Below are 22593 nucleotides of genomic sequence, written 5' to 3'. Positions count from 1 at the left end.
AGTGTTGAATGTGTAGGTAAATTATTGGTGTTTTATTTTAAAATTTTTTGCTGTATTTCTTTGAAATCTTCTGCCGAAAATTTTACTCTTTCTTTCTTAAAATTAAGGTCTTCTATCTTGTTGATAGGTACTAGGTGAATATGAGCGTGTGGTACTTCTAGTCCGATAACAGCTATACTCACTCTTTCACAAGGAATGTTTTTCTCAATTTTTTTGGCTACTTGCTGTGCAAACGCCCAAAGATTTTTAAACTCTTCCGTGTCTAAATCAAAAATAAGGTCAACTTCCTTTTTAGGAATTACCAAGGTGTGTCCCTCCGCTAAAGGCATCACGTCTAGAAAGGCTAAATGGTTTTCGTCCTCGGCTATTTTATATGCAGGGATTTCTCCGTTGATGATTTTGGTGAAAATAGAAGCCATAACTATTAAATTTTAAAATTATAGAGAAATATCTAACACTTCAAATGTCAGTTGGTTGCCATTAGGTAATGTGATTTCTGCTGTTTCGCCCACTTTTTTACCTAATAAACCTTTAGCGATAGGTGTGTTTACAGAGATTTTCCCTGATTTTAAATCACTTTCGTTATCTGGAACTAGCGTGAATACTTGCTCTTTTTTTGTGGCTTTATTAAATAGCTTTACAGTCGTCAATATAGAAACTTTAGAAATATCTAGTTGACTTTCATCTATAACTTTAGAAGTAGCTATTAAATCTTTTAGTTTAGAAATTTTCATCTCTAAAAGCCCTTGAGCCTCCTTCGCAGCATCGTATTCAGCATTTTCAGAAAGGTCGCCTTTATCTCTAGCTTCGGCTATTTGTTGCGTTATTTTTGGTCTTTCCACGCTTTCTAGTTGCTCTAGCTCGGCTTTCATTTTTTCTAAGCCTTCTTTCGTTACATATGCCATAATTTCGTTAATTTAGCGTTAGTATAAAAAAATAATCCGACATTTGCCGGACAATGTTTTGTGTTTAATAATTTTGATGCAAATATATAAATTTTATTTTAAATGAAAAGAACTTTTTGGGGGTTATTAGTTTTAAAAATATTAGTAATCAGTAGTTTAGTTTTTACTAATTCGTGTAAAAATAGAGAAGAAACGGTATCTTGCTTTCCCAATACAATGATTAATGTTACTCTTAACCTAAATTTACCTTTGTATCAAAAGTTAATGAATGTTGGTGGCTGGATTTATGTGAATGAGCAAAACTCGGGTACTAGAGGATTAATTTTGGTAAGAACTGGAACTGCTACATTTAAAGCGTATGATAGAAATGCTCCACATATTTGCCCTGCATCTGATACCACATTGGAAGTTAAAGATGATATTAAAATAGTTTGTCCTAAAGATGGGGCGGAATGGTATCTTTTAGCTTCCTTATCTGGACAACCTACTAAAATTTCGCAAGTTCCGCCTAAAACTTATTTCACTTATTACGATACTGCATCTAATGTTTTAACTATAAGAAATTAACACAAATGAAAGTAGTTGTACAAAGAGTTTCCTCTGCTTCTGTAGTGGTAGAAGGAGTGGAAGTGTCAAAAATAAGCAAAGGATACTTATTATTAGTAGGCGTGGAAGAAACTGATGAAAAGGCTGATGCGGATTGGCTTGTGAAAAAGATTGTTAATCTTAGAATTTTTAGTGATGATGAAGGTAAAATGAATTTGTCTATAAAAGAAGTTGATGGAGAAGTGCTTTGTGTGAGCCAGTTTACACTTATGGCGGACTATAAAAAAGGGAATAGGCCTTCTTTTATTACTGCAGCTAGACCAGATTTGGCGGTTCCTATGTTTGAATATTTTAAATCAGAAATGGCTGAATATGGTGTTCCCGTTAGTTCTGGCATTTTTGGAGCGGATATGAAAGTGAGCTTAACTAATGATGGTCCAGTAACTATAATTATGAACTCTAAAATAAGATAGCGGTTTCTATAAATAATGAAAAACGAGCGGAATACATATAGTATATTCGCTCGTTTTTGTTATATAATTGATGTTATTAGTTTTTTAGAAAGCTATTTTTACTGGTGATTGCATCATTACTTTAGAATTATTTTTCTTGAAGTTGTTGATGGTTTCATAAATATAGTATTGCTCGCTTCCCATTTTTTGTTTCATAAAATAAGTAGAGATGCTTTCTTCGTCCATACCTTTAAAAAACTCTTCTAAAGGATTTATTTCTGAAGGATAAGAAACGATGTTGTAATTTTTTACTTTTGCTTTTTTAATAGCAAAAGTAATAGCATCATTAAGACTTCCTAGTTCATCTACCAATCCTAGTTCTTTGGCTTTTTTACCAGACCAAACTCTACCACCTGCGATTTCGTCTACTTGCTCAAAAGTTTTATTTCTGTTTTTAGTTACGAAATAGACAAATCTCTTGTAAGTTTGTTCCACACTATTTTGAAGCATATTTTTAGTGCCTTCAGTGATACCACTTATAGGAGACATCATTTGTGAGTTGGTGTTTGTAGAAACCACATCGGAGCGAATTCCGTTTTTGTTAGCCAAATTTTTAAAGTCAGGTATCATACCAAATACACCAATAGACCCTGTAATAGTGTTAGGTTCTGAATAGATTTTATCTCCAGCCATTGCAATATAATAACCTCCAGAGGCAGCATAATCTCCAAAGGAAACAATTAACGGTTTTTTAAGTTTAAGTTGTTGTAGTTCAAATAGTATTTGGTCAGAAGCATTGGCACTTCCTCCAGGAGAGTTGATTCTTAAAACTACTGCTTTGATATCGTCATCATCTTTTAAATCTCTGATGTATTCTATGTATTTTTCGTCAGAAATATTGGTAGCTTCATCACCATTGATGATGTTTCCTGAAGCATATAAAACTGCGATTTTTTCACTAGACTTGCTTTCGTCTTTGATGGATTTAATGTATTTTCTTATAGATACTTTATTAAGTTTTTTATCTGTATCTATACCTATTTTTTGTTTTAATAATAGCTCGTATTCTCCCTTTTGCATCAGCTTATCTACTAAACCATACTTTAAGCTAAAATCAGGTATCATTCCGTAAAGCCCATCTGTAATGGATTGGAAGTTTTCTATGCTAATTTTTCTAGATGAAGCAATTTTATTAGAAACTCTATTCCATAAGTCAGAAAGTAGAGTGCTTAATTGTTCTTTATTTTCAGGAGAAATATCATTTCTTAAGAAAGGTTCTACAGCAGCTTTGTACTTGCCGTGTCTTATAATGTTGATGCCGATGCCGTATTGTTCAGCAAAATCTTTTAAAAATATTACTTCTGATGCCATACCTTTCAGTTCTATTCCTCCTGCGGGGTTGAGGTAGAACTTGTCTGCAACAGAACCTAAGAAATAGGATGGTTGAGAAACTGAATTACCATAAGAATACACAAATTTTCCACTTTTTTTGAAATCTTCTATAGCGTTTCTTATGCTTTCAATTTGAGTGATGCCTGCGTTGATGTTGTCATTTTCTATGCTAATCCCTTTAATATTGTCGTCTGTTTTAGCTTTCTCTATAGCTCTGATAAAATCGTATAGAGCAACATCTCGTACTTGGTTTTTAAAATCAAAGATATTTAGATCTTTTTCAGTTTCGCTTTCGATAACTCTGAATTTAGAATCTAGCGTTAATATTGAGTTACTTTTAATTTTTACACTATCTTTGTCTCCAATAGCACTGCTAATCATAGCAATAATAATGAAACCAAAGAAAGTAAAAAAAACGATGGTTATAGCCGTGATATTGGCTAATACACTTTTAATAAAACTACGCATACTGTAAATAATTTTGTTAATATGTCGCAAAGAAAGGTTATTTTGTTACTAGGAAGCAATATAAAAAATCCTAAAAAAAATATAGAAGAAGCTATTTTATTGATAAACAAGCATCTAGGAAATGTGATAAAAAAGAGTAAAATGCTAGAAACAGAGCCTGTGGAGTTTGTTAGTTCTAATAATTTTTGTAATATTGCACTCTCGTTGGAGACTGATTTTTCGCCTATTCAAATTTTGAAGAAAGCAAAAGAAATAGAAAGGTATATGGGAAGGGTTCTTGATTCTAGGGATTTGGGAGGTTATGAAGATAGAGTTATAGATGTTGATATAGTTGCCATAGGCAATCTTTCGTATCAGTCAAAAATGTTAAATTTACCCCATCATAGGCATCTTTTTGTGCGTAATTTTTCTAGGAAAATTCTAGAAGATTTGGGAGAGAATATTGAAAAATATAAAAACATTCAAATATGAAATTTAATTTATTAGCGTTATTGGCTCTTCCTGCCGTGATGTATTCTCAGGATACGGTTAAGTATCCTAACACTTTTTCTTCAGGGGCAACTTCTGTAAAAAAGTTTGACAACAAATCTCGTTTATTTAACGATTGGTCTATCTCTGTCGGAGGAGGTGGAGCCTTTATGCAATCTGCTGACTTAACTTCTTTCTATGGAAATAAAGTTAATTTTGGTTGGAATGCTTATGTGAGTTTAGATAAGCAGATTTCTCATACATTTGGGCTAAGTCTTCAGTATCAGCAAGGGCAAACGAATCAAAAAGCAATGCTTAAACCGGAATATGGTGTTGCTGAAGCAAATACTAAGTATAAGCAGGTGTCTTTACTGGGTGATTTTAATTTTTCTAATCTCTTAAGAAGAGTGGATAATAATTCTCCGTACAGATGGGCATTACACGGTTATGCAGGTATTGGTTTACAAGGGTATAAAACTTACTTGGAAGATAAATCTTCAAGATGGAATAATCGGGAGGTTATTGAGCAAAATTTGGATATAGCTTCTTTCTTTTATCAGGCAGGAGCTGGTCTTAAGTATAAAGTGTCTAAACTGGTAGATATAGAAGCAAGGTTAATGTACATAATGTCAGGAGATGATGAGTTTGATGGAGGAGGCTGGAATAACACGTCTTCTGACTATCCATATAATAATATAAGAAGAACTAACTCAGACAATATGTTTACGGCTAATTTAGGACTTACATTTAAGCTAGGTAAGCATGTGTCTCATTTAACTTGGCATGATCCTTTGGAATATTTAGAGTCTAGAGTTAATGCATTAGGAGCTCCTTTAGACTATACTGTTTGTGAAAATGGTGACAAGGATAATGATGGTGTATGTGATGATTGGGACAGACAATTAGATACACCGGCAGGAGCAAGAGTAGATGGAGCAGGGGTAGCATTAGATGTGGATTTAGATGGTGTAATAGATTTATACGATAAGTGTGTAACAGTACCGGGTCCAGTTTCTAACAATGGTTGTCCAGAGGAGAGAAACGAAGTTGCACAAGTAGCAGAAGTTAACAAGAACTTTGAAGGTATAGAGTTTGCATTAAACAGTGACGTTATTAGACCACAGTCTTTTGGCAAGTTGGATAATGCAGCTAATATCATAAAGGGGATGAATACTTCTAAGCAGTATTTAGTTATAGGTGCTACAGATACGAGGGGTTCAGCATCTTACAATAAGAAGTTATCTCAAAGGAGAGCTGATGCAGTAGTGAAATATTTGGTTAACAAGGGAGTTTCTACATCAATGTTGGTGGCAGAAGGTAGAGGTCAAGAAGATCTTAAATATCCAGAATGTAACCCAGCTACGAAGTGTCCAGAATGGAAGAATGAAGCTAACAGAAGAGTATACTTCTCAGAAAAATAAATTAATAAAATAAAATTATGAGAAGAAATATAGCAAGTGTTGCTTTAGCATTAAGTTTACCGATGTTATTAGGAGCACAAGAAACGACAAATAAATATCCTAATACCTTTTCTTCAGGGTCTAGTCATGTAGAACCTTTTACGCAAAAAGTTAAGAGATTTAATGATTGGTCTATATCAGCAGGAGCTGGTGTACCATTTGTACAATCTGCGGATGTAACTTCTATTAAGAATGGAAACGGTAAGAACCTTTTTGGATATTCGGCTTATGTGAGTGTAGATAAGGCAATTACTCATGCCTTTGGTTTAAACCTTCAGTATGATAGAGGAGAGACTAGACAGGGAGCATACAACACAAAGAATACAGGCACAGGATATGCGGCTAGAACTCAATATGATGCAATATCTTTATTAGGAGATATTAATTTTTCTAATATTTTAAGGAGAGTAGATAATCATTCTAATTATAGATGGGCGATTCACGGTTATGCAGGAGTAGGGACGTTGGCTTATAGAGCATATTCAGAGGTTAATGGAGGTAATCAAAGACTGATGACAGAGGTTAAACCGTTTAGATTTACTTCATTATTTGGACAGGCAGGAGCAGGCGTTAAGTTTAAGGTGTCAAGAAGGGTTGACCTAGAGACTAGATTAATGTATGTGGTGACAGGAGATGATGAGTTTGATGGAGGAGGATCTCAATATAGTGAAAGAAATAAAAGAGAAGATCAGGTTTCTGATAATTTCTTCAATGCTACGTTGGGTATGTCTCTTAAGTTAGGTAAGCATGTTTCTCATTTGATGTGGCATGATCCATTACAAGAGATTTACAATAAGTTAGACTTAGCGACGGTAGCCCCGGCAGTAGAAGTATGTAAGAGTGGTGATTCTGATAATGATGGTGTATGTGATGATTGGGACAGACAATTAGATACACCGGCAGGAGCAAGAGTAGATGGAGCAGGGGTAGCATTAGATGTGGATTTAGATGGTGTAATAGATTTATACGATAAGTGTGTAACAGTACCGGGTCCAGTTTCTAACAATGGTTGTCCAGAGGAGTCACAACAGGTTAAGGAAGTTAATAGAGATTTTGAAGGTATAGAGTTTGCATTAAACAGTGATGTTATTAGACCACAGTCTTTTGGTAAGTTGGATAATGCAGCGAATATCATAAAAGGAATGGGTTTAAGTAAGCAGTATTTGGTGGTAGTAGGAGCTACAGATACTAGGGGTTCGGCTTCATATAATTTAAATCTTTCTAAGAGAAGAGCTAATTCAGTAGTGAAATATTTGGTTAATAAAGGAGTTTCTGCATCTGTCTTGAAAGCAGAGGGTAGAGGTAAGAATGATCTTAAATATCCAGAATGTAACCCAGCTACGAAGTGTCCAGAATGGAAGAATGAAGCTAATAGAAGAGTCTATTTTGAAGTAAAATAAATTTAACTATGTTAAAAATATGGAAAGCTGTCTCACAATCGTGAGACAGCTTTTCTTTTTTAGTTGTAACTTTGTAACAATAGAATTAATAGTATAAAAATGAATCTACTTTTAAAAGAGTTTAATACAAACTACCAATCAGTACCTTTTGATTTAATAAAAGAAGCTGACTTTCTGCCAGCATTTATTGAGTTGATAAAATCTACTGAAGAAGAAATAAAAAATATCACTGACAATAGTGAAGCTCCTAGTTTTGAAAATACTATAGAAGCTATGTCTTATTCTGGAAAACAGTTAGATGTAGTGTCTAATTTGTTTTTCAATCTTAATTCGGCAGAAACAAATGATGAGTTACAAAAGATAGCGCAAGAGGTTTCTCCTCTTCTTACAGAGTTTTCATCTAAAATTTTTCAAAATCACAGACTTTTTTTACGAGTTAAGTCTGTGTATGACTCTAAGCAGAATTTAGATTTGAATGAGGAACAAACGATGTTGTTAGAACAAACCTATAAAGGGTTTGTTCGTAATGGAGCTTTATTGAGTGAGGTGGATAAAAAGAAGTTAGAGGTCATCAATAAAGATTTGGCTATAAAATCTTTGAAATTTGGGCAAAATGTATTAGCAGCTACTAACGATTATTTTAAACATATTACAGATGTAGATAAGCTTAAGGGAATTCCCCATGATGTTTTAAATCAGTATCAAGAAGAGGCTAAAAGTAGAGGATTGGAAGGCTATGTAATTACACTACAATATCCTAGTTATTTACCACTGATGACCTATGCAGAAGATAGAGCTTTAAGAAAGGAGTTAGCTGTAGCTAATGGTAAAAAAGCTTTTGATGAGGGAGAGTTTGATAATCAAAAATTGATCGAAGAGATTGTGCTTCTAAGGCAAAAAAAGGCGAATCTATTAGGGTATGAAAATTATGCGACCTATGTTTTGGAAGAGAGAATGGCTAAGTCTTCAGTAGAGGTGTTTTCTTTTCTGAATGAACTTTTAGAAAAGGCAAAACCCTATGCTTTAAAAGAAATAGAAGAATTAAAAGTTTTAGCCGAAAAAGATGGGATTACTGATATTCAAAATTACGACCACGCTTTCTATGCTGAAAAATTAAGAAAGCAAAAGTTTGACTTGAGTGATGAGGAACTCAAACCTTATTTTCAGTTAGATAAAGTAGAACAAGCGGTGTTTGATTTATCAAAAAATATATTTGGATTAGAGTTTGAAGAAATAACTGATATTTCAAAGTATCATCCTGAAATAAAGACTTATAAAGTTACAGAACAAGGTGTTTATAAAGCACTTCTTTATGTAGATTATCATCCAAGAAAAGGCAAGCGAGCTGGAGCGTGGATGACGAGTTATAGAAATCAATATAAAGAGGGGAATGAGAATCATCGTCCACATATTTCGGTAGTGTGTAACTTTACTAAACCTGCGGCTGATACACCTAGTTTACTTACTTTTCAAGAGGTTACTACTTTATTCCATGAGTTTGGACATGCTTTGCACGGTATTTTAGCTAATACACAATATCCTAATTTATCTGGAACTTCTGTGAAATGGGATTTTGTAGAGTTACCCTCTCAGTTTTTAGAAAATTATTGTTACGAGGCAGAGTTTCTTAAAACTTTTGCTAAACATTATAAAACAGGAGAGGTTCTATCTAATGAAAAGATAGATAAAATAGCTCAATCTAAAAACTTTATGGAAGGCTATCAGACACTTAGACAGTTAGGCTTTGGATTGTTGGATATGCATTATCATACAACTCATTTTTCGGGCGAGAAGAAGTTGAAAATAAAAGACTTTGAAGATAAGGTAATGGCTGTTACTCAGCTTTATCCAATTCATTCTGAAACAGCAGTAAGCCCTAGCTTCTCTCATATTTTTCAAGGAGGTTATGCAGCGGGTTATTATTCCTACAAATGGGCAGAAGTTTTAGATGCAGATGCGTTTCAATATTTTAAAGAAAATGGGATTTTTAATCAAGAGATAGCCCAAAAGTACAAACAACTTTTATCCAGTGGAGGCACTATAAATCCTATGATTTTGTATAAAAACTTTAGAGGAAGAGAGCCTAAAGTTGAAAGTTTATTGAAAAGAGCTTTTGGATAGAATGATTAAAATTTAATGTATCATAAATAGCCTTTTGAGTTTCCATTTATTAAAAACTTAAAAGGCTTTTACACTAAATTTTAAAAGTAATCCCATAGCACTACAAATAGCATAGCTACCCCAAGGGAGAAATTAAATAAACTACTCGCAAGAAACCCTATAAAAGCCCCTTTGGTAGAATTGTAGGCTTTGAGGTAGTTTTTGCTATCATGTAACATTTCCCCAATAAAAACTCCTAGAAACATACCAATTAAAAACCCAAAAGGGATTGGTAGAAAAAATCCTACTAAAGTTCCTACAATAGAGCCAATGCTACCCCATTTAGTGCCTCCATAGCGTTTGTTTAGCTTTGCTGGAATAAAGTAATTTAGAACTAAAGAGGCTAAAGATAGAAGTCCAAAAGTCCAAATATATATCATGGATAGATTGGCATCAGTACCAAATTTGTAGAGTAGTACTCCTGCAAAACTTAATAAAATACCAGGTAATACAGGAAGTATAGTTCCTAGTATACCAATAATGACCATAATGATACTAATAATAGTTACCCAATCTTGAGTTGTCATAATACTATAAAATTTGGTTAAAAGTACATATTTAGTACCATCTAAACAAACCTATTTTCTTATTTTTGCCAATATGAATGAGGAGATAAAAGATACCAAAGATTTTTTACAAAAAATAAGTGATCAAATTCATTTTTGGATAAAGGCAGAGATGCCTGATGGATTTATTTTGTTGTGTCAAATAACAGCAAAACTATTCTTACTTTTAGTGATATTGGTTGCCTTGGATTTTTTATTTAAAATTTCATTTAACGCTTTATTTTTAGTTTTTAGAAAGTACACACAAAAACCAATTCTTAGAGCTTTTTATGAGAGTAAAATTTTAAATTCGGTAGCTCATTTTTTTGCTATTAGAATTACTCAGGAAATGATTTATTCTATTTTCTATAGACACCCTAAAAGTCATAGTATTTTAGAAACATTCTTTTCGTTAATGTTTGTACTAGCGTTTGCTATACTGTATTTTAGGCTGCTTAAAACCACCGAAAAATACTATGTTTTTAAAGGAGATTTTTATCGAATTACAGGTATTAGAGCCGTTACACAATCCCTCAAAATATTAGGTTATATTATATTTATTTTTGTAGGAGTTTCGGTGCTATTTCATATCAAGGCGTCTACTATTTTAGGTAGTTTAGGGGCAATGACGGCGGTAATACTTCTTGTCTTTAGAGATACTATTTTGGGTTTTGTTACAGGCATTCATGTGTCTACCTCTAGAAATCTAAAAGTAGGTGATTGGATAGGAATCCCGAAGTATAACATTGAAGGTACAATAGAAGACATTAACCTATTGACAACAAAGATTCAGAATTTTGATAAAACAGTATCTACCATACCTACTTACGACCTGCTTTCTACAGAGATTAAGAATCTTCAGATAATGTCTGAAACTAATACTAGGAGAATAAAAAAAGCCATTATTTTCAATATTAAATCATTCAAGTTTATAGATGATGAAATGATGGCGAAGCTGTCTAAAATTAACCTAGTTAAAGACTATTTAGAAGAAAAAAATGCTAAAATTTCAGAAGCAAAAAAGAGAATTGCTAACTCTTCTGAAATTATCAATGGGCCACAACTTACCAATATTGGTACATTTAGAGTGTACGCTCTTAATTATTTAAAAAATAATGATAATATAGAACAAGAAAGTCCGCTGATGGTAAGACAGTTAGAAATTACAGCCCAAGGACTTCCTTTGGAAATTTACTGTTTTACCAATAATTCTAAGTGGGAAAATTACGAGCAGATACAAGCTGATATTTTTGACCATCTTCTCGTGGCTGCACAGGTGTTTGATTTGGAGGTAATGCAAGTCAGTATCAAAGTATAATGTTAAATATCAATAATATAAAATAATGACCAAACTAAGCGTAAATATAAATAAAATAGCCACTCTTAGAAATGCTAGAGGTGGCGATGTGCCGAGTGTAACTCAGGTGGCGATAGATGCTCAAAAATTTGGAGCACAAGGAATTACCATACATCCAAGACCAGATGAAAGACATATTACAAGAAAAGATGTGTACGATTTGAAACCATTGGTAACTACCGAGTTTAACATTGAAGGGAATCCTCATCGTCCGTTTATAGATATGGTGTTGGAGGTAAAGCCAGAGCAGGTAACATTGGTGCCAGATGCAGATGATGCCATTACTTCTAATGCAGGGTGGGATTGTAAAATGCATTTAGATTTTTTAAAAAATGTTATAGCTGAATTTAAAGCAGAAGGGATAAGAACTTCTATCTTTTTAGACCCTAATCCAGAGATGGTAAAATACGCGGCTGAGACAGGCACGGATAGGATAGAACTCTACACAGAGGCTTATGCCAAAGGTTATACTAAAAATAGAGAACAAGCCATATTGCCTTATATCAAAACAGCAGAAGAAGCGATAAATAACGGTTTGGGCATCAATGCGGGGCACGATTTGAGTTTAGAAAACTTAAAGTATTTTTCAGATGAAATACCTAACTTGTTAGAGGTTTCCATTGGACATGCCCTTATCTCAGAAGCTCTTTATTTGGGACTAGAAAATACAATTCAAAGTTACCTTAAAAGATTAGCAAAATGGTAAATCAAACAGAAATATTACATTCTAAAATATACGGCGGAGAGCTATCAGCAACACCTCTTTTAGTATTTCATGGTTTATTTGGAATGCTAGATAATTGGGGTGGCTTTGGGAGAGATTTTGGTGAAGTAATGCCAACTCACTTGATAGATTTAAGAAATCATGGCAAAAGTTTTCATTCCGAAAATATGTCTCACGATGATTTGGCAGAGGACATTCTTAATTATATGTCTGCTCATAATTTGCAGAAAGTAAATCTTTTAGGACATTCTCTTGGAGGGAAGGCGGTGATGCAGTTTGCTGTAAAATATCCCGAAAAAGTAGAGCGACTTATTGTGGTAGATATAGCACCTAAATCTTACCCACCGCACCATCAAGGGATTATTAAGGCATTGCAAACGGTAGATTTTGATACCGTGAGTACACGCCAAGAGGTAGAGGAACATTTGGCTCAATACATCAAAGAAAAACCAGTAATACAGTTCTTGGCTAAAAACCTCTATTGGACGGAAGCTAAAAAACTTAATTGGAGGTTTAATTTGGCCACTTTAGCAGAAAAATATGGTGATTTTGTGGGGAATGCTATTAAATTTGGTGTATTTGAGGGAGAAACACTTTTCATTGGAGGGGCTTTGTCTAATTATATCTTGTCTCAAGATGAATTCTTGATAAAACAACAATTTCCAAAGGCTAAAATTATTAAAATTTCTAATGCAGGACATTGGGTACAAGCCGAAAACCCTAAAGATTTTGCCGCTGTGGTTAAAGAATTTTTAGTTTAATATAGAAAATTATGGTATTAGTTACAGGAGCTACAGGGATTTTGGGAAGTCTTATTGTTCTAAAACTTCTTCAGCAAGAGCAAGAGGTTCGTGCTACCAAGCGTTGTGGTTCTCAAGTAGAAAAACTGAAAGATATTTTTTCTTTCTATACGGATAAAGCAGATTATTATTATCAAAAAATAGAGTGGGTAGAGGTAGATTTTGAGGATTTAGATTCTTTAAGAGTGGCTTTAGAAGGTGTTAAGCAAGTCTATCATACCGCTGCAAAGGTAAGTTTTCATCCTAGAGATAAAAAGTCTATGTATAAGACTAATATACAGGGGACTAAAAATCTTCTTTACATTGCTGAAGAAAAAACAGTAGAGCAATTTTTATATGTGAGTTCCATCGCTGTTTTAGACGCTGCCAATGAGTTTGAAGCCATTGATGAAGAATCTAACTTTAATCCTAAATTGGCTCATTCTAGCTATGCTATTTCTAAGCATTTTTCGGAGATGGAAGTTTGGCGTGCTTCTGCGGAAGGAATGAATGTGGTGGTGATAAATCCAGGAGTTATCATAGGTTCTGGAAATTGGGAGCAGAGTAGTGGCGTTTTATTTGATAATATTAAAAAATTACCTTTTAGTTTTAAAGGGAGTACGGGCTATGTAGATGTGAGAGATGTTGCTGATATTGCCATAAAACTTTTTGCGGAAGAAACTAAAGCATCAGGGCAGAGATTTATACTTATTTCTGAAAATAAAACTTACATTGAAGTTGCTAATTTAGTTCGTAAAAGGTTAGGTTTGTCTTCGGCTAAAATATTCCCATCTTATTTGTGGCGTTTAGGGTGCTTTCTATCTAAAATTATAGGATGGGCTTTGCCAGTATTGAAATTGTTTAATAAAGCTAATACTGATGCCTTAAACTCAAAAATACTCATTTCTAATGAAAAGATAAAAAGTCTTCTTCAATACAAATTTATTTCTGTTGAGGAAAGTATAGATTTTCATTTAAAAAATTGGATTAAGAGTAGGAAATAATAATATCACTATGGAAATCAGAAATTTATTAAGAGTTATTTTTAGAGTATTTGGATTGTATTCTGTTGTGAACTTATCGTTTAATATCTTTCCTCAGTCAATCAATTATTTGATAAATGCTGATATTTTCTTTCCTTTTGATATAGAAAATGGAATTATACAAACTTGGATTTATTTGTTTATCACTTTAGTTTTTACTGTTTTAGTATTCTATTTTTTAATTATCAACCCAGATTTAATTATAAAAAGATTTAAGCCTTCAAAATTTCTTGATGAAAAAATAGATTTTGGCAATCTTAACTCCGAAAATCTTTTACAAATAGCAATTCTTTCAATTGGGATACTGGTTTTGTTTGACTCACTTCCAGAATTGATAAATAAATTATTTATTTTTCTAAAACTTAAAAATATGAATAGAAATATAAATGATGATTTAACAACAATAGGAATGAATTCTGAAATAATAGTTGAATCTATCAAAACTTTACTTGGTTTTGTATTTGTAATTTTTCAAAATAAGATAGGAAGGGTGTTATATAAACAAAACTTAGAGTAAAAGTAGAAGCATATATAAATAAGCTATCCCTTTTTTAAGATAGCTTATATGGGTTCTATTAAGTTGTAATTTTTAATCTACTTTATGCCAAACTTGGGTACGTCCAGCTATAGAGATACCTATGTAACCTCTCACATTTAGTTTATTACCTTCCCTTTCGATAGAACATTTGTAAACTTTACCGTTTTTAGGATTAGTAATAGTTCCTCCGTCAAAGGTATTACCATCTTTTTTGATGCCTCTAATCACTTCCATTCCCAAAATAGGCTTTCCTTTTCTATCGTCTTTACATAAAGAGCAGTTAGGGTCAGCAGGCTTAATAAGTAGCTGTACCACCTTACCATAGTATTTTCCGTCAGACTTTTTGAAAATTTCTACAATAGATTTAGCTTGTCCAGTTTCATCATCAATAGTTTTCCATTTTCCTTCTATTTGAGCATGAGACATCGCACTAAACATTAGAGCCATGGTGGCAAAAATTAATTTTTTCATAGCTTTATTAAATTTAAATATGGGTTAAAGATATAAAATTTAATTAAACAAACAATATAACATTCCATTTTTACACATATAAAACAATATTTTATATTGTTAAAAAAAATTAAACGGTATTTAATTCAGTTTTCTATTGATAACTCTATACATATAGTCTTGATACCACGCCATACAGAGTTTTTTGCCATAATCCACCTCAGGTTTATTGATGCCTTTTATAAGGTTATTTTCTAAACCTAAATCAGTTTTATTATAAACACCTATAATGTCTTTACCATTAAAAAGGTAAATATAATTACCAATAATAAATTGTTCTTGTATCCCGTCCGAATTTATAATGATAGCTTCTTCATTTTTAGGAGAAACTAAACTTCTTCCCCAACTTCTTATAGGCTTGTTATAAGCTATTATATCGGCTAATGTAGGATAGATATCAGACTGTTGTGCCAGTCTTTCATCTATTCCTTTGAGGTTATATTTAGGGTTAGGAGAGTAGAAAATGAGGGGAAGTGCAAATCGGTTCATCGCCTTTTCGTACTCTGGATAAAAAGGTTGATTGGTATGGTCTCCCGTAATTACAAAAATGGTATTTTGAAACCAAGGCTGTTTTTTAGCTGTTTCAAAGTATTTTTTTATGGCATAATCGGTGTATTGTATAGGTTCGTGCATTGGGATATGACCTTTTTTAAATTTTCCATTGTATTTTTCAGGGATTTTAAAAGGGTGATGAGACGATGCCGTGAATACAGTCGTCATAAAAGGTTTTTCTGGACTTTTTTTCTGCACATTTTTAGCAAAATATTGTAAAAAAGGTTCGTCCCAAATTGCCCACATACCATCAAAGTCATCATCATTATTATATTCGGTTTTGCCATAATATTTTTGAAACCCAAGGATATTCCCAAATCCCAAAAAGCCCATGGAACCATTAGGAGCTCCATGATAGAAGGAAGTATCATATCCTAATTCATTACACACAGATACAATAGATTGTATTTTTTGATTAGAATATGGAGAGCTTGTAAAAGCATCTTTCAAACTTGGAATACCTGCCAAAATACTACTCATACCGTGTATAGATTGTCTTCCGTTAGCGAAAGCATTGGTAAAAATAAGACTTTCTTTAGCTAAGCTATCTATAAAAGGAGTGTACGAAACATAGTCTTTAATTTTACTAGAACTATTAAATGCACCAGAATATTCTTTACCAAAACTTTCTACAATAAAAATCACAATATTTGGTCTTTCTTTAGGCACATCTCTTTGGTATAATTTATAAGGTTTTATATGCTCTTTAATAAAGTTTTCCTCCACAAAGTGAACTTCTTTAAAATTGTTAGAACCTAAAGTTCTCAAAAACGAAAAAGTACTATTAAGCACAACATTAGCATGAATTGGATTCTCTGTATGTCTATTAGCATCTACCAAGTTGATAGGTCGGGTACTATGTTTAAAATCGCCTCTTATACCACCTACCGTAAGTGTAGCCACTATACACAAAATTACCACAGAGCCTATAAAATAAGGTAGTAACTTTTGAGGTTTTTGGTAAGATATACTTACCTTTTTGTAAAGCCAAATCCATATCACTAATAGAGCAATGAACAACAAAAGAATTAAAGGATTTTCTATTAAAGAAACTCCAAATACTTTTAAAAGATTAGACTCATGTTCTACCACATCTAGCACTGCAGAGGTTAATCTAGATTGACTAAACCGATAATAGATAAAGTCGCCAAAATTCATAGAATACGCAATGCCATTGGTAATAAAATATACCCAAAAGAGTAATTTTTGATATCCTTTTTTAGTATTGATGGTGAGTGGAATAAGGCTTAGCAGTATAAATAACGAATTAACATACAATATCGCCGTAGTATCAAACGCGGTACCGTAATATGCCAATTTAAAGTATTGAGAAAAGCTATCGATTTTTATTAAATCTTTATTGAAACTCCAAAATAGAGATCTAGCAATTTGAAAGAAAATAAATACCAGTAAAACTCTATATAATAAAACCAATATTTCTCTTATGCGGAGATGTTTCATATTTATTTACGAATTGAATGATGTTTGCAAATTTATGAAAAACGAAAGTACTGCATCATATAGTCCTCAGTAATAAACTAAAAAAAATCATAATTATCAAAAATCTAATATTAAAAATCTTGTGAATAAAAAAATAATTTCTATATTGCAGAACTTTATAAAAGATGATAATATTATGGCGAAACATAAGGTAACTTACGAGTTTGCAATGCATTGCTTATCAGAGATTTTGTATGAATATCTAGCGACTGCGGAAGGTTTAGCGGAGTGGTTTGCTGATGAGGTTGAGGAGAGAGGGGATGATTTTTATTTCAGTTGGGGTGGTGGTCCTGCTGAAAAGGCGACGCTTATAAGATATAAGCCTGAAAGTTTTGTTCGTTTTAGATGGGAAGAGGATGAAGGTACTAAAAGTTTCTTTGAAATGTCTATTGTAATAGATGAGATTACAGAGGATTTATCCCTAAATATTACAGATTTTTGCGACAAAGGAGATGAGGAAGAAAACCGACTTTATTGGGAAAATCTTGTAGAAAACCTAAAAATAAAACTAGGTGCGGCTTAGTTTTTGATACTTAACAAATTACAATGAGCGATTTTTATCGTTCATTTTTTCTTTATTAAAATAGAACAACATGTATTTAGATGGCAACTTACTTTCTCAGGAACAATCATTAGCCTACGCTAATAGAGCTTTTATGAACGGAGACGCTGTAAAAGTTTACTTTTTTTTCAAAAATAAAAAAGTGATTTTAGCAGAAGATGTTTATTTCTTTCTGATGTCTTCTATGAGAAAAATGAGAATGAACATTCCATTAGGTTTTACTTTAGAATTTTTCACAGACATTTTTTCTCAAGCTATCCAAAATCTTCCATTCGATAATGGTTATATTAAAGTGTTAGCATTTAGAAAAATAGAAGATACTTTTTCCGCTAAAACTCCAGTTCATTTTGTTTACGAAGTGGTTAGAGAGGACAGCTTATTTCAAATAAATAAAAATATAGAGCTGGACATTATTAAGGAAATAAGTGTTAATACACATATTTTAAGCAATATACACACCCATTGTCCAGAAAATATTTATGCTGAAATTTACGCCCAAGAGAATGATTTAGATGATGTTATTCTGCTCAATCCTAGTAAGCGTATTGCTAGAAGTATTTATGGCAATCTTTTGTTTTTAGAAGGCAATACTATTAAAGTTCCTAAGCAAACGGAAGGGGCATATATTTCCCCATTGATGGAAAGCTTTATTACCTATGTTCATAAAAATCGTTTAGCGGAAATAGAGCAAGTGGAAATGATTGCTTTTGAAAGTCAAAAAGCTGATGAAATTTTAATGATTTCTGACGAAAAGGGTATTTTCTCAGTAAATAAAATCAGAAATAAAGAATTTCCTAACTCTCGTTTTTCAGAAATGATAGAAAAATGGAATTTGACTTTGGTTTAAATCAGAGTCAAATTCCATTATAGTCTTACTTACCAGGGTACTTCACTATAAGAGCTTGTAATATAGCCCAAGTTTCTGCATCTAAAACACCATCGCATTTCTCTGGACGAAAGTGGTACTGGAAAGCTTCTATAACCTTTTGAGAAGGTTTATCCCAAGTTCCAGTAGGAGTAATGTCATACCCAAAACTTCTTAAAGTATTTTGCACTTTTGAAATAAAAGTAGAATTGTTATAATTAAAATCTAAATCGCTTAAAGCAGTTTCATGAAAATTTTGCTTGGTAGTTGCATCATACCACATTCCTAGATTATACTCATCATAGAGGCGTTTCCATGGAAAAAATGGACCTGGGTCTTGCTTTCTAGTTGGAGCAATATCAGAGTGGGCTAAAATTTGAGTTGGAGGAATATTATAACGCTCTACAATATCTTTTGCCAAAGCAGCCACCTTCTTAAACTGATGTTCAGGAAATGGATAAAAGACTTTCTCTCCTGCTGTCCCAGTAGTATAACCTTTATTAACAATTTCTATCCCTATGGAATTATCATTCATTTCGGTGGTATTTCTCCAAAAGCTAATACCTGCATGGTAGGCTCTTTTATTTTCATCAACAAGTTGCCAAATATCATCGTCAGGTAAATCACTTACAAGATAGTGGGCACTCACTCCTCTTTGAGTAAGCACTCGTACTGATGTCTCGTTATCAAGAGCGGTATAATGGAGAATAAGAAAACGCTGTCTAAAATTTTGAGCTACAGATGGAAAATTCTCATAATTCACCTTATAACCTTTAGGTTTAGCAGTAACTACAGAACCATAGCTGGTGGTATTATCGTTTTTTGTAATATCGCCAATATTAGTTTTGTAATAGAAATCCCCTTTAGTAGATGGCTCTACTTTAGGTTTGTTTTGGGAAAGGGGGGGGGCTATTTTTGTCTTTGGTTGTAATTGTGGTTGAGGTGCAACTATTTTTTGCTGAGTGCTACAAGAAGTCACCACAGCACCTAAACTTATAATAAACAAAATATTACGCATTATTCACTTTTATTTTTAAAATTGACTGCCAAAGATAGTGATAAAAATTTTAGATTTTTTTTGCATTTTATTTGGAGGTTTCAAAAAAACGCTCTATATTTGCACTCGCAATTACAGAACAGAAGTACTTAAAATAACAGCGAAAAGGAGGGTTGCCGGAGTGGTTAACGGAGCAGTTTGCTAAACTGTCGACTCGCAAGGGTCGCATGGGTTCGAATCCCATACCCTCCGCAACTCAGAGAATAATATTCGGGGCGTAGCGTAGTCCGGTCATCGCGCCTGGTTTGGGACCAGGAGGTCGCAGGTTCGAATCCTGCCGCCCCGACAATGTTTTTCGGAATTTTACACTAAAAATTCTAAATGGGTGCGTAGCTCAGCTGGATAGAGCATCTGCCTTCTAAGCAGACGGTCCCAGGTTCGAATCCTGGCGCGCTCACAGAAACCTCACTTGAAAAAGTGAGGTTTTTTGTTTTTTATAGTGTTAATAAAACGTAGGATTTATAAGATATAATTACCATATTTGTGGTGTAATATTTTTATTTAAAATGGCGATAGAAGATTATATGCTTTCTTGTCCTAACAAGAAATTATTTGGAATGGAGTGCTTTGGTTGTGGCTCACAGAGAGCTTTATTGCTTATTTCCGAAGGTAAATTTGTAGAGGCGTTCTATATGTTTCCAGCTATCTATCCTTTGATATTATTTGTTTTGGTGAGTGCGATTAACTTTATAGATAAAAAGAGACATTACGGCAAAGCAATGATTTTTTGGGCTCTTGTTAGTGTAATCACTATGATTATTTCTTATTTTTGTAAAAATTTCTAAACTTAAAATTTGAATTGTTATGATGAAACAAAATTTACCAAACGCTACACTAGTGCTTGTCTTTGGGATTTTATCTATTCTAGGTTGTTGCTGTTATGGAGTTCCTGGAATTATCTTAGGTGTAGTTGCTTTAGTAATGTATAAGAAAGACAGCCAGCTTTATTTAGCTAATCCAGAATTGTATGCTAATTATAGCAATCTAAGTACAGGGCGTATATTGGCTATTATCGGTATTATATTGAGTGCCTTAAATGTTTTAGCTTATGTAGTATTGATAGTATTGTTTGGCTTTGAAGCTTTAATAGACCAAGAACTTTTACAAGAAAGAATTCAGGAGATGATACAGAACTAAGATAACTTTAGTTTTTAATAATTTAAACTCTTTGGAGAAGTCCAAAGAGTTTTTTTTATGCTTTGTTTTTCTTACTTTTGGAATTACTAAAATGTTTCGCTATGCCGCAATTTAATCCTAGAGATATTACTTGGCTTGCCTTTAACGAAAGGGTAATGCAAGAGGCTATGGATAAGACTGTTCCGCTCCATTTACGAATTAAATTTTTAGGAATTTTCTCTAATAATTTAGATGAGTTTTTCCGCGTTCGTGTGGCGGGGTTGAAAAGAGCAATGAGTTTTAAACCTAAATACAGAGAAAACTCCTTTTTTGATGAGCCACAAAAGATTTTAGATAAAATCAATAAAGTGGTGATTAAGCAACAAAACGATTTTAATACCACTTGGGAAGAAATCCAAAAAGAAATGGCTGCCGAAAAGGTATTCATTAGAACTCCGAAGGATTTATCCGAAGCCCAAAAGCAGTTTGTAAAAGATTATTTTGATGAAGAGGTGGAAGCTAACGTAATTCCAATCCTTCTTCGGGAGGAGACACCGATGCCCTATCTAAGGGACAAAAGTCTTTATTTAGGAGTGGCGATGCGTAAAAAAGAATGGGAATATGAGAGCAACTATGCCATTATAGAAGTGCCTTCTAGGGTAATGGGGCGTTTTGTTATTTTGCCATCTGAAGGAGAGGAAACTAGCGTGATGTTGCTAGAAGACGTGATTAGTTTTAATCTTCCTCATATTTTTTCTTATTTCGGGTATGATGTTTTTGAAGCTCACTCCTTTAAAGTAACTAAAGATGCCGAATTTGACCTTGATAATGATATTAACACCACTTTAGCGGAGAAAATTAAAAAAGGTGTTAAAAGTAGAAGAAAAGGCAAACCCACTCGTTTTGTGTTTGATAAGGATATGGATAAAGCCTTGCTTGAGCTTTTAATTCGAAAGTTAGAACTTACGAAGAAAGACAGCATTATACCAGGGCATAAAATTCATAATTTCAAACATTTTATGGATTTTCCTAATGTCTTTAAAACGTATAAAACCCCAGAGGAAAGAACCTCGTTTAATCACCCTTATTTTGAAGGGCAGCAGAGGGTTACCGATGTGATTACCCAAAGAGAGGTCTTGCTTACTTTTCCTTATCATAGCTATATGCCTGTGATAGATTTGCTTAGAGAGGCAGCTATGGACCCAGATGTTAAATCTATTCAAATCACGGCTTATCGTTTGGCGTCCAATTCTAAAATAGCCAATGCCCTCATCAATGCCGCTAGAAACGGAAAAGAGGTTACGGTAATGATAGAGCTTAGAGCAAGGTTTGATGAAGAAGCTAACCTCAAATGGAAAGAACGCCTAGAGGTGGAAGGTATCAAAATTTTGGTGGGTATTCCAGATAAAAAAGTCCACGCAAAACTCTGCGTGATTAAAAAAAGGGTGGGAGGTAAAACCATTCAATATGGTTTTGTGAGTACAGGCAACTTTAACGAAAAAACAGCCAAAGTCTATGGAGACCACCTCTTAATGACTAGCAATAGAGCGATAATGGCGGACATCAATAAAGTGTTTAATTACTTTAGGAAACCAACGGAAGACCCTATTCTAGCCCTTAAAAATTGCAAAACGCTACTGGTGTGTCCTCATTATATGAGAGCAAAAATAGAAGAACTAATAGATAGGGAAATAGCAGAAGCTAAGGCGGGAAGAAAAGCTAAAATTATACTTAAAGTCAATTCGTTAAGCGATAAAGGGTTGATAAAAAAACTCTACCAAGCCGCCGAAGCTGGAGTGAAAATACAGACCATAGTAAGAGGGATTTTCTGTGTGGTGCAACAGAAAAAATTCAAAACTAAAATAGAAGCCATCAGCATTGTAGATGAGTATCTAGAACACGCTAGGGTGATGTATTTTTATAATAAAGGCAATGAGGATATTTACATATCTTCTGCGGATTGGATGACGCGTAATTTAGATTATAGGGTAGAAGCCGCCGTTAAAATTAATCAGCCTGAACTGAAAGAAGAACTGAAAGATTTACTCCAAATTCAGTTGAGTGATAATGTTAAAGCACGAGTTTTAGATAACGCTCTCAATAATGATTATGTGAAAAAAGGAGCTAAAAAGAATAAAATTCGTTCACAGATAGAGATTTATCATTATCTTAAAAACAAAAAATATTAAAATCG

The 22593-nt window shown here is 33.4% G+C and carries 23 protein-coding genes and 3 tRNA genes; 19 read left to right on the top strand and 7 right to left on the bottom strand.

The window, feature by feature from the left end; all coding sequences use genetic code 11:
* Positions 1–32 precede the first annotated feature (32 nt).
* Together RA0C_RS03875 and greA are read right to left on the bottom strand one after the other, a co-directional pair.
* Positions 33–419 (bottom strand): HIT family protein, encoded by a 387-nt coding sequence (locus RA0C_RS03875; RefSeq protein ID WP_004916969.1) that lies wholly within the window; start codon positions 417–419, stop codon positions 33–35.
* A gap of 18 nt (positions 420–437) precedes the next feature.
* Positions 438–905 (bottom strand): transcription elongation factor GreA, encoded by a 468-nt coding sequence (gene greA / locus RA0C_RS03870; RefSeq protein ID WP_004916971.1) that lies wholly within the window; start codon positions 903–905, stop codon positions 438–440.
* A 102-nt stretch (positions 906–1007) separates the two neighbouring features.
* Here greA and RA0C_RS03865 point away from each other — a divergent pair, with 102 nt between their 5' ends.
* Both RA0C_RS03865 and dtd read left to right on the top strand, forming a co-directional pair.
* Positions 1008–1472, top strand: coding sequence for a hypothetical protein (locus RA0C_RS03865; protein WP_004916974.1), 465 nt, complete (start codon positions 1008–1010; stop codon positions 1470–1472).
* A gap of 5 nt (positions 1473–1477) precedes the next feature.
* A complete protein-coding gene (gene dtd / locus RA0C_RS03860) occupies positions 1478–1924 on the top strand; it encodes a D-aminoacyl-tRNA deacylase (RefSeq protein ID WP_004916976.1) in 447 nt (148 codons plus the stop codon).
* 84 nt (positions 1925–2008) lie between these two features.
* Here dtd and sppA read toward each other — a convergent pair whose 3' ends face one another.
* Positions 2009–3763, bottom strand: coding sequence for a signal peptide peptidase SppA (gene sppA, locus RA0C_RS03855; RefSeq protein ID WP_004916979.1), 1755 nt, complete (start codon positions 3761–3763; stop codon positions 2009–2011).
* A gap of 21 nt (positions 3764–3784) precedes the next feature.
* Between sppA and folK the strand changes: the two genes are divergently transcribed.
* The 4 genes from folK (at position 3785) to RA0C_RS03835 (ending at position 9212) form a co-directional block, all read left to right on the top strand.
* A complete protein-coding gene (gene folK / locus RA0C_RS03850) occupies positions 3785–4234 on the top strand; it encodes a 2-amino-4-hydroxy-6-hydroxymethyldihydropteridine diphosphokinase (RefSeq protein WP_004916980.1) in 450 nt (149 codons plus the stop codon).
* Complete coding sequence (locus RA0C_RS03845; RefSeq protein WP_013446846.1) at positions 4231–5652, top strand: OmpA family protein; 1422 nt, start codon at positions 4231–4233, stop codon at positions 5650–5652. Before folK ends, RA0C_RS03845 begins: the two co-directional genes overlap by 4 nt.
* Before the next feature lie 17 nt (positions 5653–5669).
* Positions 5670–7091 carry an OmpA family protein gene (locus RA0C_RS03840; RefSeq protein ID WP_013446845.1) on the top strand — a complete coding sequence of 474 codons (1422 nt, stop codon included), beginning with the start codon at positions 5670–5672 and terminating at the stop codon, positions 7089–7091.
* A gap of 99 nt (positions 7092–7190) precedes the next feature.
* On the top strand, positions 7191–9212 hold the full coding sequence (locus tag RA0C_RS03835; RefSeq protein ID WP_004920401.1) for a M3 family metallopeptidase: 2022 nt from the start codon (positions 7191–7193) through the stop codon (positions 9210–9212).
* 80 nt (positions 9213–9292) lie between these two features.
* Here the strand turns inward: RA0C_RS03835 and RA0C_RS03830 are convergent, their stop codons facing one another.
* Positions 9293–9778 carry a DUF456 domain-containing protein gene (locus tag RA0C_RS03830; protein ID WP_004920396.1) on the bottom strand — a complete coding sequence of 162 codons (486 nt, stop codon included), beginning with the start codon at positions 9776–9778 and terminating at the stop codon, positions 9293–9295.
* A 73-nt stretch (positions 9779–9851) separates the two neighbouring features.
* Here RA0C_RS03830 and RA0C_RS03825 point away from each other — a divergent pair, with 73 nt between their 5' ends.
* Genes RA0C_RS03825 through RA0C_RS03805 form a run of 5 tightly spaced genes read left to right on the top strand, consistent with a single transcriptional unit; the run spans position 9852 to position 14216 of the window.
* On the top strand, positions 9852–11114 hold the full coding sequence (locus RA0C_RS03825) for a mechanosensitive ion channel family protein (protein ID WP_014411244.1): 1263 nt from the start codon (positions 9852–9854) through the stop codon (positions 11112–11114).
* A 25-nt stretch (positions 11115–11139) separates the two neighbouring features.
* Positions 11140–11859, top strand: a complete 720-nt coding sequence (locus RA0C_RS03820; RefSeq protein WP_004920391.1) for a pyridoxine 5'-phosphate synthase — start codon at positions 11140–11142, stop codon at positions 11857–11859.
* Positions 11853–12638 (top strand): alpha/beta fold hydrolase, encoded by a 786-nt coding sequence (locus RA0C_RS03815; protein ID WP_004920388.1) that lies wholly within the window; start codon positions 11853–11855, stop codon positions 12636–12638. Before RA0C_RS03820 ends, RA0C_RS03815 begins: the two co-directional genes overlap by 7 nt.
* Before the next feature lie 11 nt (positions 12639–12649).
* A complete protein-coding gene (locus RA0C_RS03810) occupies positions 12650–13660 on the top strand; it encodes an NAD-dependent epimerase/dehydratase family protein (RefSeq protein WP_004920386.1) in 1011 nt (336 codons plus the stop codon).
* Positions 13661–13670: 10 nt separating this feature from the next.
* Positions 13671–14216, top strand: a complete 546-nt coding sequence (locus tag RA0C_RS03805; RefSeq protein ID WP_004920384.1) for a hypothetical protein — start codon at positions 13671–13673, stop codon at positions 14214–14216.
* A gap of 72 nt (positions 14217–14288) precedes the next feature.
* On the opposite strand, the gene RA0C_RS03800 is transcribed toward RA0C_RS03805, so the two are convergent.
* Both RA0C_RS03800 and RA0C_RS03795 read right to left on the bottom strand, forming a co-directional pair.
* The gene (locus RA0C_RS03800; protein WP_004920378.1) at positions 14289–14708 is read right to left on the bottom strand and encodes a DUF2147 domain-containing protein; all 420 of its coding nucleotides are present in this window, start codon (positions 14706–14708) and stop codon (positions 14289–14291) included.
* Positions 14709–14828: 120 nt separating this feature from the next.
* The gene (locus RA0C_RS03795; protein ID WP_004920376.1) at positions 14829–16760 is read right to left on the bottom strand and encodes an LTA synthase family protein; all 1932 of its coding nucleotides are present in this window, start codon (positions 16758–16760) and stop codon (positions 14829–14831) included.
* 175 nt (positions 16761–16935) lie between these two features.
* Here RA0C_RS03795 and RA0C_RS03790 point away from each other — a divergent pair, with 175 nt between their 5' ends.
* Both RA0C_RS03790 and RA0C_RS03785 read left to right on the top strand, forming a co-directional pair.
* Positions 16936–17322, top strand: a complete 387-nt coding sequence (locus RA0C_RS03790) for an START-like domain-containing protein (RefSeq protein ID WP_026090384.1) — start codon at positions 16936–16938, stop codon at positions 17320–17322.
* A gap of 70 nt (positions 17323–17392) precedes the next feature.
* Positions 17393–18208: an aminotransferase class IV gene (locus tag RA0C_RS03785; RefSeq protein WP_004920369.1), complete on the top strand. Its 816-nt coding sequence runs from the start codon at positions 17393–17395 to the stop codon at positions 18206–18208.
* A gap of 25 nt (positions 18209–18233) precedes the next feature.
* Here RA0C_RS03785 and RA0C_RS03780 read toward each other — a convergent pair whose 3' ends face one another.
* Entirely contained in the window at positions 18234–19244 is a 1011-nt protein-coding gene (locus tag RA0C_RS03780; RefSeq protein WP_004920367.1) for an N-acetylmuramoyl-L-alanine amidase, read from the bottom strand.
* Between the two features lie 146 nt (positions 19245–19390).
* Between RA0C_RS03780 and RA0C_RS03775 the strand changes: the two genes are divergently transcribed.
* From RA0C_RS03775 to ppk1, 6 genes are all read left to right on the top strand, one after another.
* Positions 19391–19475, top strand: a tRNA-Ser gene (locus tag RA0C_RS03775).
* Between the two features lie 19 nt (positions 19476–19494).
* Positions 19495–19569: transfer RNA gene (locus RA0C_RS03770), tRNA-Pro, on the top strand.
* Between the two features lie 37 nt (positions 19570–19606).
* A tRNA-Arg gene (locus RA0C_RS03765) sits at positions 19607–19680 on the top strand.
* A 109-nt stretch (positions 19681–19789) separates the two neighbouring features.
* A complete protein-coding gene (locus tag RA0C_RS03760; RefSeq protein ID WP_004920365.1) occupies positions 19790–20068 on the top strand; it encodes a DUF2752 domain-containing protein in 279 nt (92 codons plus the stop codon).
* Positions 20069–20087: 19 nt separating this feature from the next.
* On the top strand, positions 20088–20420 hold the full coding sequence (locus RA0C_RS03755) for a CCC motif membrane protein (protein WP_004920362.1): 333 nt from the start codon (positions 20088–20090) through the stop codon (positions 20418–20420).
* Positions 20421–20521: 101 nt separating this feature from the next.
* Positions 20522–22588, top strand: a complete 2067-nt coding sequence (gene ppk1, locus RA0C_RS03750) for a polyphosphate kinase 1 (RefSeq protein ID WP_013446843.1) — start codon at positions 20522–20524, stop codon at positions 22586–22588.
* Positions 22589–22593: the final 5 nt, after the last annotated feature.

It is taken from the genome of Riemerella anatipestifer ATCC 11845 = DSM 15868, assembly GCF_000252855.1.
Taxonomy (GTDB): domain Bacteria; phylum Bacteroidota; class Bacteroidia; order Flavobacteriales; family Weeksellaceae; genus Riemerella; species Riemerella anatipestifera.
This window is presented reverse-complemented; position numbering and strand designations above follow the sequence as displayed.

What these genes read in the sequence shown, in the direction of transcription:
- RA0C_RS03755 (WP_004920362.1), top strand. Translation starts at nt 20,088, where the DNA reads ATGATGAAACAAAATTTACCAAACGCTACACTAGTGCTTGTCTTTGGG.
- RA0C_RS03790 (WP_026090384.1), top strand. Translation starts at nt 16,936, where the DNA reads ATGGCGAAACATAAGGTAACTTACGAGTTTGCAATGCATTGCTTATCA.
- RA0C_RS03830 (WP_004920396.1), bottom strand. Translation starts at nt 9,778, where the DNA reads ATGACAACTCAAGATTGGGTAACTATTATTAGTATCATTATGGTCATT.
- RA0C_RS03785 (WP_004920369.1), top strand. Translation starts at nt 17,393, where the DNA reads ATGTATTTAGATGGCAACTTACTTTCTCAGGAACAATCATTAGCCTAC.
- RA0C_RS03780 (WP_004920367.1), bottom strand. Translation starts at nt 19,244, where the DNA reads ATGCGTAATATTTTGTTTATTATAAGTTTAGGTGCTGTGGTGACTTCT.
- RA0C_RS03825 (WP_014411244.1), top strand. Translation starts at nt 9,852, where the DNA reads ATGAATGAGGAGATAAAAGATACCAAAGATTTTTTACAAAAAATAAGT.
- RA0C_RS03805 (WP_004920384.1), top strand. Translation starts at nt 13,671, where the DNA reads ATGGAAATCAGAAATTTATTAAGAGTTATTTTTAGAGTATTTGGATTG.
- RA0C_RS03865 (WP_004916974.1), top strand. Translation starts at nt 1,008, where the DNA reads ATGAAAAGAACTTTTTGGGGGTTATTAGTTTTAAAAATATTAGTAATC.
- RA0C_RS03815 (WP_004920388.1), top strand. Translation starts at nt 11,853, where the DNA reads ATGGTAAATCAAACAGAAATATTACATTCTAAAATATACGGCGGAGAG.
- folK (WP_004916980.1), top strand. Translation starts at nt 3,785, where the DNA reads ATGTCGCAAAGAAAGGTTATTTTGTTACTAGGAAGCAATATAAAAAAT.
- RA0C_RS03760 (WP_004920365.1), top strand. Translation starts at nt 19,790, where the DNA reads ATGGCGATAGAAGATTATATGCTTTCTTGTCCTAACAAGAAATTATTT.
- RA0C_RS03820 (WP_004920391.1), top strand. Translation starts at nt 11,140, where the DNA reads ATGACCAAACTAAGCGTAAATATAAATAAAATAGCCACTCTTAGAAAT.
- RA0C_RS03800 (WP_004920378.1), bottom strand. Translation starts at nt 14,708, where the DNA reads ATGAAAAAATTAATTTTTGCCACCATGGCTCTAATGTTTAGTGCGATG.
- RA0C_RS03835 (WP_004920401.1), top strand. Translation starts at nt 7,191, where the DNA reads ATGAATCTACTTTTAAAAGAGTTTAATACAAACTACCAATCAGTACCT.
- ppk1 (WP_013446843.1), top strand. Translation starts at nt 20,522, where the DNA reads ATGCCGCAATTTAATCCTAGAGATATTACTTGGCTTGCCTTTAACGAA.
- RA0C_RS03845 (WP_013446846.1), top strand. Translation starts at nt 4,231, where the DNA reads ATGAAATTTAATTTATTAGCGTTATTGGCTCTTCCTGCCGTGATGTAT.
- RA0C_RS03810 (WP_004920386.1), top strand. Translation starts at nt 12,650, where the DNA reads ATGGTATTAGTTACAGGAGCTACAGGGATTTTGGGAAGTCTTATTGTT.
- RA0C_RS03795 (WP_004920376.1), bottom strand. Translation starts at nt 16,760, where the DNA reads ATGAAACATCTCCGCATAAGAGAAATATTGGTTTTATTATATAGAGTT.
- dtd (WP_004916976.1), top strand. Translation starts at nt 1,478, where the DNA reads ATGAAAGTAGTTGTACAAAGAGTTTCCTCTGCTTCTGTAGTGGTAGAA.
- RA0C_RS03875 (WP_004916969.1), bottom strand. Translation starts at nt 419, where the DNA reads ATGGCTTCTATTTTCACCAAAATCATCAACGGAGAAATCCCTGCATAT.
- greA (WP_004916971.1), bottom strand. Translation starts at nt 905, where the DNA reads ATGGCATATGTAACGAAAGAAGGCTTAGAAAAAATGAAAGCCGAGCTA.
- RA0C_RS03840 (WP_013446845.1), top strand. Translation starts at nt 5,670, where the DNA reads ATGAGAAGAAATATAGCAAGTGTTGCTTTAGCATTAAGTTTACCGATG.
- sppA (WP_004916979.1), bottom strand. Translation starts at nt 3,763, where the DNA reads ATGCGTAGTTTTATTAAAAGTGTATTAGCCAATATCACGGCTATAACC.